The 3716-nt window shown below is 34.6% G+C and carries 2 protein-coding genes and 1 pseudogene; 2 read left to right on the plus strand and 1 reads right to left on the minus strand.

The window, feature by feature from the left end:
- Positions 1–93: 93 nt before the first annotated feature.
- The gene (locus tag ACFIL3_RS06510) at positions 94–579 is read left to right on the plus strand and encodes a hypothetical protein (RefSeq protein WP_375681953.1); all 486 of its coding nucleotides are present in this window, start codon (positions 94–96) and stop codon (positions 577–579) included.
- Positions 580–2220: 1641 nt separating this feature from the next.
- Here ACFIL3_RS06510 and ACFIL3_RS06515 read toward each other — a convergent pair.
- Positions 2221–2357: pseudogene (locus ACFIL3_RS06515) on the minus strand (integrase); the annotation flags it as partial.
- 451 nt (positions 2358–2808) lie between these two features.
- Here ACFIL3_RS06515 and ACFIL3_RS06520 point away from each other — a divergent pair.
- A complete protein-coding gene (locus ACFIL3_RS06520) occupies positions 2809–3252 on the plus strand; it encodes a hypothetical protein (RefSeq protein ID WP_375610680.1) in 444 nt (147 codons plus the stop codon).
- The last annotated feature ends 464 nt before the right edge of the window (positions 3253–3716 follow it).

A 3716-nucleotide genomic window follows, 5' to 3' on the forward strand; every position in this document is an offset into this window, starting at 1 on the left:
TCTGAGGTTTTCTGAGAAATGCAAGAGCCGTACAACGAAAAAAGAGATGCAAATGCCTTAATACGCGTTTAGCTTATAAAAAAGGGGGATATAATGGCACTTTTTCCATTTTCTATTTCTGATATTGATGATCCGGAATGTATTCGTGTGGTTCTTTATGCTAGCGGAAGAATGGGACATGCTCCTTTAAACGCATTGTTGAAGAAAGCATATGAAGATATTACAAAAATTGCAAAGCGCATGGATGCTTTAGAAAAAAAATTAAATGCTCTAGATCTTACCAATGTCGAACAGAAAAAAAATGAGAAAGAAGAGAAGCAAGACAGTATTAATAGTGTTGTGAGTGGTGGAATAACGACACCAAACAGTTTTGTGAGCGCACCAGAAATTAAAACAGAATCATCGTCCGTTGGAGACATATTTTTTTCTCCAATATACGAGGCGCCAAAAATAGACTACAGCTCTTTTATTTCAAAATTTACAGCACATAAGCCGCTAGGAATATACAGTAGTGTTGCTCAAAACATCAGTGTTGAGCATTCTAGAGAGATTTCTTCTTTGTTAGAAAAGGAAAAATAGAAAAGAGTGATCATAACAATATGTATGGGTTGAAGCTATAGATGAGATAAACCTGATTTATATCTTCGGTGGGGATTGGAATTGCACTCTGTTTGAGATGTTAAAAAATGGTAAAAATTGATAGAGAAGCGTTGTTGCTGGATAAGTTGATCATGCGTTGTTGGGGAGAGTAGGGCGCATATTGAAATCTAAGGGTAAGTTTTTAAAGCCTACAGAGCAAGGAGCCATGCCCAAATAGAAACGCATGGCAAAAGAAGCTTTAAAAAGATAAAAAATCGTGCAATCATTTTAAAAAGCTTTTGGATAGAGCGTTTGATGATTTTAACTCTATAAATAATTTGCGGTTTTTACGCTTTTTTAAAAGAGAAAAAGTGCAGATCCTCGCAATTTTAATTTGTTAAAAATCCCATAAAAAGAAAATGTTAATTGCCAAAAGGACAAAAGCAGAAAAATGCCTATAAAAAAATCATGCGTATCGTTGTGTTTTTTCTTATAAAGAAGAGAAATGCTGTACTGTTGGAGCAGGCTTGAAGGCTAACGTTTCACTTGTTTTCTTATCAGACAAGATTGTACAAGCGGTTGTTGATTTGTCTTATCCTGTTTATGCTGTAAAGACTGTCCTTTCAGGTGTGATGATATAAGGCAAGTCTCTTTGTAAGAGCTTCCATGATACAAAAAGTGTTTTTTAAAGGGCGTGGCAAATATTTAAGGCAGGCTTATTTGTTGAGCTTTAAGTTTAAATCAATCACATGTGAGAAAGCCAAATGGACCCCGATGCAATCTGGGCTGTTGATAGATCAGATTGGGTGAAGAATCTTCATCTTTTGAAGTGGTGAATGTAAGTTAAGAAAAACCAGCTTTTACAAGCGTAAAAGAACGGGTCTTATTATAATTATGGACTTAAATCATGTGTGTTTTTTCATGGATTATATTGAGATAAAGCTACAAAGTATTTTGATTTATTTGATACGTTTTTATTTTAGAAAGTGTATTGTTATAAACAGCTCTCCTCAATACGAATGTATCATTATTTATACTCTTTTTGGATATTTTTATAAATATAATTAAAAAGCTTGCAATACTATACGTTTTGTGTATAAGTATTTATTATTGATTTCTTTTGTATTTTATTTAGTTATATCTCTATTCATAAGCCGCGCCTTTAAATGGTGCGGCTTTTTTTACTTTCTAATAACAGGGGCGCTATATATTTGTTATTGAGATGGCTTTGGATATTTTTCTCATTATTGTATTTTGTGATTTCATTTTGCAGTGAAATCTTTAAATTCTTGTGTGTTTTATCCCAATAGGGAAGATTCAAATAAAAATGCAGGCGTCTGGTTTCGGTTTCTTTGCTTTGGTTGGGGGGCGTTGAATAGTTAAAGAATCTTTGTGATTGTTTGACGGAGAATGATATGAGGTGAAGCATAAAATGGTGGCGCATTTGAAGGGCCATTATCATACATGCCAGCATGGTCAAAAATGCAAATGTGTCTTTAACAGTGTTTGTTGATCTCGATTAGAAAGTCCATTCTTTTTTGTTAGGAGTTTTACATCTATAATCTCTTAATCTTGTTTTAGCGACTGCTTTTTGAGGGGGCGGTAATAGAAGGCGTATAAGATTTTATATATGAAGTGTTTGTGTGGTGAATAACGGTAAATCCATTGAGCACTCCCATCTTTACGCTTATGTAGAGGCAAGCCCGCACCATTATTGTATTTTCTAGCTCCCAATATTTACGACAGCCTTGGTTCGTGAGACGATTCATAAGAGGCATATGCCTTTCTTATACAGTTTTTAATCCACATGCTAGCTCCGCTTGTAACTTGTAAGCAACATGGTTTTGATTGTTTCAATAGAAAACAAACTTCGGATGAGAGAATCCTATGGTGTTCGGGTTTCTCATTCAACATGTAAAACAATAAATATTCTTTATAAATCAATATGACATGTCTTAACAAAGACGAATTGTTTATAGATCCGCATGGATAAAGAATCTTTGTCTTTAAAAGTGGTGAGAGAAAATCATCAGCCCTATTTTTTCATAAAGGGCATGAGAAAAGTGTTTCATAAGAATTATATACGATAAGAATTATACGGTAAAAAAGAGAGTCTTTTGACATAAGAGTCTTGATCGTTTGCGGCTATAACCTGTATTGTGTACACAGATACTTCTATCATTTTTTGCTGTAAAAGCTTCTCTTGGGATATTAAAGGGTACAATCTTTATGGAAAAAAGAATCCGAGCAAGACAAAAGGCTTATTTCAAAAGATTATATCGCAAGATTGCTTTTGTTTGCATAATACTTTTTTGTATAGTGTTTTTGTGTTTTGTTGTTGCAAAGGTGGTTAGTTATTTTTCTTCTCATAAAAAAGTAACACAACAAGCACCCGTTGAATTGGTTATTCCTGTTTTTGATCTACGCGTATATTGCAAGGAAATTTCTGCCTCCGTTATGCCCGATATGAAAAGAGAGGTTTATCAGCATTGTCTTAATTTGGAAAGTGAGGCCTATTTTGCTATTCGTGAAATGTGGGATAAGCTTTCTGATAGTGCTAAAAAACAATGTTTGACGAGGGTCCGTCCTGGGGATGGAAATTATTTTCTCTTACGAGACTGTTTTCTGAATGAAAGAGAAAATAAAACAGGCAAAAGGCGCAATTACTTTTAAGTTTTTATATGGAAAGTTAAAAGGATGCGAATTTTGATAAAAAGATAAAAGCCTCTTAAATGACTATCTGCCTCATGACCAATAGCAGCTTGATTTATTTATCTTGTTATATCGCACTTCTTATTTAAGGTGTGGCGACATAAGGTATGGATGGCCTCCTTGAAATGTTTAAGGGGGCGTGGTGGAGTTTCAGGAGGATTTGTTGCGCTTTTTTAAGGGAAATAACGAGTGTGGGAAATCCATTTCGTGATGGTTTTGGTGAATGGTATAATGGTAAAACCATCATGAAATGTATAAAATTTATAAAGCAAGTTCATCTTTATGGTTTAAACAAAGAATAAGCCGGTACTATCTCACACTTTGCTCGCTCCCAATGGTGCTCTCGACAACCCTTTAGCCTTAGAGACGGTTCATAAGAGGCACTTTTAGTCTTTTTTTTCGTTTTTACTCCACGCAGGTTTTCC

Source organism: Bartonella sp. CE47NXGY, from assembly GCF_042195415.1.
Lineage (GTDB): Bacteria > Pseudomonadota > Alphaproteobacteria > Rhizobiales > Rhizobiaceae > Bartonella.

Bases quoted from the DNA above. Each gene is read 5' to 3' on its own strand.
- ACFIL3_RS06510 (WP_375681953.1), top strand. From the start codon at position 94: ATGGCACTTTTTCCATTTTCTATTTCTGATATTGATGATCCGGAATGT.
- ACFIL3_RS06520 (WP_375610680.1), top strand. From the start codon at position 2,809: ATGGAAAAAAGAATCCGAGCAAGACAAAAGGCTTATTTCAAAAGATTA.